The 7,126-nt window shown below is 52.8% G+C and carries 5 protein-coding genes; all 5 read left to right on the top strand.

Annotated features, from left to right (window positions below; all coding sequences use genetic code 11):
* The first annotated feature begins 345 nt into the window (after nt 1-345).
* Nucleotides 346-903, top strand: a complete 558-nt coding sequence (locus BM124_RS15970) for a TIGR01440 family protein (protein ID WP_093339020.1) — start codon at nt 346-348, stop codon at nt 901-903.
* A 125-nt stretch (nt 904-1,028) separates the two neighbouring features.
* Nucleotides 1,029-2,270 (top strand): serine hydroxymethyltransferase, encoded by a 1,242-nt coding sequence (locus BM124_RS15965; protein WP_093339010.1) that lies wholly within the window; start codon nt 1,029-1,031, stop codon nt 2,268-2,270.
* Between the two features lie 875 nt (nt 2,271-3,145).
* Nucleotides 3,146-3,340, top strand: coding sequence for a hypothetical protein (locus tag BM124_RS19050; RefSeq protein ID WP_170841184.1), 195 nt, complete (start codon nt 3,146-3,148; stop codon nt 3,338-3,340).
* Between the two features lie 225 nt (nt 3,341-3,565).
* On the top strand, nt 3,566-4,195 hold the full coding sequence (gene upp, locus BM124_RS15955; protein WP_093339019.1) for a uracil phosphoribosyltransferase: 630 nt from the start codon (nt 3,566-3,568) through the stop codon (nt 4,193-4,195).
* Between the two features lie 354 nt (nt 4,196-4,549).
* Nucleotides 4,550-6,817 (top strand): S8 family serine peptidase, encoded by a 2,268-nt coding sequence (locus BM124_RS19555; RefSeq protein ID WP_280139756.1) that lies wholly within the window; start codon nt 4,550-4,552, stop codon nt 6,815-6,817.
* Nucleotides 6,818-7,126: the final 309 nt, after the last annotated feature.

Genomic DNA, 7,126 nt, shown 5'->3' with positions numbered 1-7,126 from the left:
CAGCTGTATAAGCTGGCTTTAAAAATACGTAAAAAACCATGGTCACCATCTGAAGATGGCGTCCATGGCTTTTTAGTTAAGGGCTTTTGATACAGCCCCTTTTCATAGGAGAAAATCTTAAGGGTAACGACACCCGTTTCGAAAGAGAAATGTAACCCTTAGAAAGAGCTCAAGGATCACTTTTTCAGGAGGGAAGGCAAAAAGATGGGCTTAGAAGTGTACCGACCGCCACATAGGAACCCGGAAGCAGCAATTGTGACCCTTAGACGCGGGAACGTCCTGCGTGTCCATCTTTTTTCGAAAAACAAACCGGATGTGGTATGCTTTAGAGAAGAGGTGATCGGTATGACTCATGATATCAAGGAATGGCAGACGTCTCTGCAGGCCTGCCTGGATGCGCTGCGGGAACGGATCACGCTTGACGAGGACCGGCTGCTTGTGATTGGCGCCAGTACGAGCGAAGTGACCGGCGGCCGTATCGGGACGGCGGGATCGGAGGAAGCCGCCGAAGCATTGTATGATGTACTGGCTTTTTTTCAACAGGATACCGGCGTTCATCTCGCCTATCAAGGGTGTGAACACATTAACCGCGCACTGGTGATGGAACGCGCCGCGGCCGCCCGGTTCGGAGGGGAGGAAGTGGCTGTTGTCCCGCACCGCCGGGCCGGGGGTGCCATGGCGTCGCACGCTTACGTGTCGTTAACCGATCCGGTGGTGGTGGAGCATATCCGCGCGGATGCCGGCATCGACATCGGGGATACGTTCATAGGCATGCATCTGAAACATGTGGCTGTGCCCATCCGCGGCTCCGTGGATCGGGTGGGAAACGCACACGTCACGATGGCCGTCACCCGGCCGAAACTCATAGGTGGAGCGCGGGCCCTTTATCCTGAATCTGAATGATTGTATGATTTTTTTAAAAAAATTACGGATTCAGCGTAAAAATTCATGTTACAATACGGCAGGAAATCATAATAAATAACGAAACACGAATGAGAGAGCACAAGGAGAGAAAGGGGTAACGAAAAATGGAAACAGTAAAAAACCAGGATCCAGCCGTTTACGCTGCGATGCAGGATGAACTGCAGCGCCAGCGCGACAAAATTGAACTCATCGCATCCGAAAACTTCGTGAGTGAGGCCGTCATGGAAGCGCAGGGCTCGGTACTCACGAATAAATACGCGGAAGGCTATCCCGGACGCCGCTACTACGGCGGCTGTGAGCACGTGGATGTCGTGGAGGATCTCGCGCGCGACCGTGCCAAAGAACTGTTCGGCGCGGAACACGTAAACGTGCAGGCCCATTCCGGCGCGCAGGCGAACATGGCTGTCTACTACACGGCGCTTGAGCAGGGAGATACCGTGCTAGGCATGAACCTCTCCCACGGCGGCCACCTGACCCACGGCAGTCCGGTGAACTTCAGCGGCGTCCAGTACAATTTCGTCGAGTACGGCGTTACCGAGGAAGATCAGGTTATCAACTATGAAGCGGTGCGCCAGGCAGCCAAAAAACATCAGCCGAAAATGATTGTTGCCGGCGCCAGCGCATATCCGCGCGAAATTGATTTTGCGGCGTTCCGTGAAATCGCTGATGAAGTCGGCGCGTACTTAATGGTCGACATGGCCCACATCGCCGGACTCATTGCCGCCGGTGTCCATCAGAATCCGGTGCCGCATGCGCACTTTGTAACGACCACCACACACAAAACCCTGCGCGGCCCGCGCGGCGGCATGATTTTCTGCGGGGAGGATTTTGCCAAAAAGATTGACAAGGCTATCTTCCCGGGACTGCAGGGCGGCCCGCTCATGCACGTCATCGCAGCCAAAGCCGTTGCTTTCGGTGAAGCGCTGCAGGATTCGTTCCAAACGTATTCGGAAGATATCGTAAAAAATGCGAAACGTCTCGCGTCTGCCCTTCAGGATAACGGCATCGACATCGTATCCGGCGGAACGGACAACCACCTGCTTCTTCTGGATCTGAGGAGCCTTGGCATCACCGGAAAAATTGGGGAAAAAGCGCTCGATGAAGTCGGACTCACCACGAACAAAAACACGATTCCGTTCGACCCGGAAGGCCCGTTTGTCACAAGCGGCATCCGCATCGGAACCGCCGCTGTCACCTCCCGCGGCTTCGGTGAAAAAGAAATGGACGAAATTGGAGCCATCATGGCGCACACACTGAAAAACCACGACGACGATGCAGCCCTGAAAGAATCGGCACGCCGCGTAGACGCCCTGACCGCTCAGTTTCCGATGTATCCGGAACTGTAAGAAAAGAAATGCAAAGAGGCTGGGACAAAACCTTTATAAGATAGAAGCATGCCGAACGATTTTTTTTAATCGTTCGGCATGCTTCGTTTCTGAGATACACTGCTGCGCCAAAATGCTTTGCTTTTACTCCAGAGCACAAGGGCGGCATCGATTCGCCGGGGCTCATCGTGTCTTCTATGCCATGGGCACGGCTCGCGGCCGCGGTCCTACCGGATCACCTGCTTGTCGTAACCGATGGACTCCGGCCGTTCCAGGACCCGTTTGCCGGAATCGAAACCGCACCTGAGCTGCTCCGCGATGTGATCACGACGCCAACCGGTATAACGGAGGAAAAGGGAGCAGTTCCGGCAGTACAGATGCAGAAAAATGCAGGCGTTTGTTTGTTGCGTTCAGGTTGGGTGGAAAGCAGGTGGACGGACGTTCGTTGGGAATGGGTCCAAAGGCACTTTAGGGGGTACAAGGCCCCCTTAAACGTCGTTAGAAATGGCTCATGAGACACTTTAGAGTGTCCGGTGCACCCTTAAACGTCACTATGAATGATTCATAAAGCACTTTAGAGGTTTTCGTGCCCCGGTAAACGTCATCATGAACGAATCGAGGTTGCGTCAGCGGGAAAATGAACGGGCCGACGCAACAAAGAGCGCCTGCCGCTGCGTGAAATGAGGGATGAATAGTCATAAGGCAATCAACGCCCCGTAAACGTCATTATCCTGTGGAAGTACGTCACGTGCGGGCGCCGACCCTGACCGAACATCCTGCGGGGTACCCGCGACTCGTGCTGTTCTGAGCAGGAGTCGAAGCATTTTGGCTCCGCTGCTATACGACTGATGAACAACGCCGCAAGACATTCGTGTTTTCCTCCGCCTATTTTACTTTTGTCCCGGACTCTTTTTACGTTGGATGCAGGATGGATGGATCCCGGCGGCACGGCGGGGTTGGCGGGTAAACCTGCTTATTTGGCAGGTAAAGCGTTGATCTTGGCTGGTAACGGGTCCTGTTCGGCCGGTAATGCATCATTTGGCTGGTATTATGATTCCATTGGCAGGTATTGGATGGGAATCGGCGGGTAAACCGGAACATACAGCGGGTATCTATATGTTTTCACCCCATCAGCACATCTTTTATCTAAACGGAAAGTATTCTTTTACACAAAAAATCTGAATCGCAGCTCTATTTGCAAGCCCTTGAAGGGGAAAAGCTTTTTCTGTAGAATTTCATAAGAATGAAGTTGTATGCCTGCTGCCGCGCCATACATAGAACCCGGGGAACCCCCGTATAAAGGAGCTGTGCACGATATGGGAAACGTACACGTATTTGATCATCCGCTGATTCAGCATAAGCTGACGTATATCAGGGATGTTTCCACAGGGACGAAGGAATTCCGCGAGCTGGTCGATGAAGTAGCTACGTTGATGGCGTTTGAAATCACCCGCCATCTGCAGCTGCAGGAAGTGACGGTGGAAACACCGGTCGGGCCTTCCAAATCACACGCGCTTGCCGGCAAAAAACTGGGTGTCGTACCGATTCTGCGCGCAGGAATCGGTATGTCGGATGGTATTTTGAAACTGATTCCGGCCGCGAAAGTAGGACACGTCGGCATGTACCGTGATCCTGAAACGCTGAAGCCGGTCGAATATTATGTGAAGCTTCCAAGTGACGTCGAGGAGCGCGAATTCATCGTCGTCGACCCGATGCTTGCCACCGGCGGATCAGCTGTGGATGCCATTTCCAGTCTGAAACAGCGCGGGGCCACCAATATTAAGCTAATGTGCCTGATCGGCGCGCCGGAGGGTGTGGAAGAAGTGCATAAACAGCACCCGGAAGTAGACATCTACCTTGCAGCCCTCGATGAAAAACTCGACGACAAAGGCTATATCGTACCAGGACTTGGAGACGCAGGAGACCGCCTCTTCGGTACCAAGTAATGAAAAGCTTCAGCTGCGCGCTGAAGCTTTTTTGCAATGTCCGTGATCTGAATTTCAGGGCGGTCCGGCTCTGTGGACACTAAATCGCCAGGCAGCATACTTAGTTTCCACGGAAGGGGGATCGAGGGACACTAAGAATCCAGGCACCGGCAGCCAGTGTCCATTGATTTCGGCCGGGGACCACTAATGTAAGATTTCCTTAGCATAGTGTCCGCTAAAAGGTGATCCGAGGACACTACCCGCTGATTTTCAGAATGTAGTATCCATACACAGTCTGCAGATAAGACACAGAAGGCATCCCTGTATAAATCCGGCTGTCTGCTGCAACCTAAGGAAAGAACAGGAGGAACAGCGATGACAGCCGAAATGGGGAAAAAAATCTTAAACGTCTGCTGCGCTTTGGTGCTCGCAGCGGCGGTATGGACAATGGAAGCACGAACGCTTCAAGCGGCAGATGAACCCACATTTATTGTGGCAGCGGAGGATCAAACACCGCTGGACGCATTGCGCGTCAGTATGGAAAACAGCATCCCCGGTCTGCGTGTGGAAGAAACGTACGAAAAGGGATTCCGCGGATTTGCGGTACAAATGCCGGCAGACCAAGTGGAGTCCCTGAATCGTTTGGACGGCATTAAGCGGACGGATGAAGCGGCTGTGTATCAAACAGAGATCGACGAAAGTGTTCCCTTTATCGGAGCGGAGGCGGTCCGCAGCGAACGGGACAAAAACGGTGAGCCGCTTACCGGCAAGGGGGTAAAAGTCGGCATTATTGATACCGGTATCGATTATCATCACCCTGATCTAAAAAATAACTATAAAGGTGGCTATGATTTTGTCGATCAGGACGGGGATCCGTTGGAAGGAAAGCCGGAGAAAAATGGACAGCCGACGATGCACGGCACCCACGTCGCCGGAATTATCGCGGCGGACGGGGCTGTCCGGGGCGTCGCGCCGGAAGCTGATATTTACATGTACCGAGCGCTTGGTCCTGGAGGCCAGGGGTCAACAGAGCAGATTCTGGCAGCGGTGGAGAAGGCGATTGAAGATGAGGTGGATGTATTAAATCTTTCGCTCGGAAGTCCCATCAACGGAGCGGACTGGCCGACGAGCCGCGCTCTCGATAAAGCGGTGGAAGAAGGGATTACGGCTGTTACATCGAGCGGAAACAGCGGACCGGAGATGTGGAGTGTCGGATCCCCCGGCACATCGGAGAAAGCAATATCGGTCGGAGCCTCTATTCCCCCCTTGCGCATGCCGAAGCTGGCGCTGGTGGATGATCCGGAATTATCCATTGATCTGCAGCCGGTGAAAGGAACGGCATCGTGGGAATTCCGACGGGATCTGCCGCTTACATTCGCCGGGCTGGGACGCAAAGAAGACCTTCAAGGTGTAAAAGGCAGGGCGGTTCTCATCGAACGCGGGGGTATCCCGCTCGTTCGGAAAATGGCCAACGCAAAGAGAGCAGGCGCTGATGCTGTTATACTTTACAATAATGTAGCGGGAGGTTTTACAGCGGTATCGCAAAAAGAGCTCCCTCTTCCTGTTATTACTATTTCAAAAGAAGACGGCGAACATTTAAAGAAAGCTGTACAGGAAAATGAAAACGACGCTCCCCCCGCCCTGCGTACGATTCTGGAAGAAGAAACAGATCATATGGCATTTTTCAGTTCAAGGGGACCGGTGACACAGTCCTGGACCGTAAAGCCCGACATTGTCGCACCCGGCGTTGACATTAACAGCACCGTGCCGGAAGGTTATTTGTCACTCAATGGTACGAGTATGGCTGCTCCCCATGTTGCCGGAGCGGCGGCTCTTGTGAAACAGGCAAGGCCGGAGTGGACCCCGGAGCAGATTAAAACGGTGCTCATGAATGCAGCTGTTCCGTTGACCGATGAGAGCGGGAGCATGTATCCGGCGTTTGTACAGGGCGCGGGACGGGTGGATATCGCGGAAGCATTAAAGACCAAAACGCTCGTCAGCCCTGGAACGCTCTCTTTCGGTGTCCGTCCGCTCGGGCGGGAACAGGCTGTATATGAACAGACACTGCGAATCGAAAATCACTCCAAGCAGAAACGGACGTATACGTTAGACGCTGAAAATAAACCATTTTTCGGTATTAAATGGGATATTCCGGATGAAATTACTGTACCGCCGGGTGAAGCAGAGGAAGTAAACGTTGAGGCAGAACTGGAGCCTGGTGTGGTGGAAACAGATGAACTTCACGGTACGATTACAGTAACAGGCGGAAAGAATCCGGTTACACTGCCCTATCTGATGCTGATTAATGAACCACAGTATCCGCGAATCAGTGCATTTGAACTGCAGCCGGATCCAAAGGCGTCCTCTTTTCAGTACGAAGTCTATATGCCGGGTGGTGCTGACACATTTCAGATCAGGCTGTATGATCCGGATACCTTTGCCTTTGCCGGCGTATTGGACGAAAAAGAGAACGTCAAGCCGGGCCTTCTCAGGGAAACATTGAAAAAAGAGGAGCTTTCTGTCGCCCCGGGTGTTTACAGAGCGGTCATCCATGCTGTATCAGGGACGAAAGCAGAGACGCTTGAAACGCTCGTCCACCTGCGCCGGCAGAGAGTGGAGAAGACCCCGGAACCGAGAACGTAAACGAAAGATACAAAAGCGCTGCCGGCAGAGTTGAAAACCTCAGCCGGCACCTTTTTTATTTCTGTCTGGGATTGTCACTTAATCGACACAATCGATGATTCGGAGAACCCTGCTGTGACAAGGATTTTTTCCTTGTGGAGGATTGACAGAAAGGGGGTGCTGTTGTACGATGACAGAGGGTATGTGAGAGGGTTTACATATTTCGGTGACGGCTGCACGATGATGGAAGGACACAAAGGCCGAAGTCGATTTCTGTTGAATTGTCAGAAAGATTCGGCTGTCCATCGAAAAAGCGCCGTCCCTTTTTTC

The organism is Salibacterium halotolerans (genome assembly GCF_900115625.1).
Taxonomy (GTDB): Bacteria; Bacillota; Bacilli; order Bacillales; family Marinococcaceae; genus Salibacterium; species Salibacterium halotolerans.
This window is presented reverse-complemented; position numbering and strand designations above follow the sequence as displayed.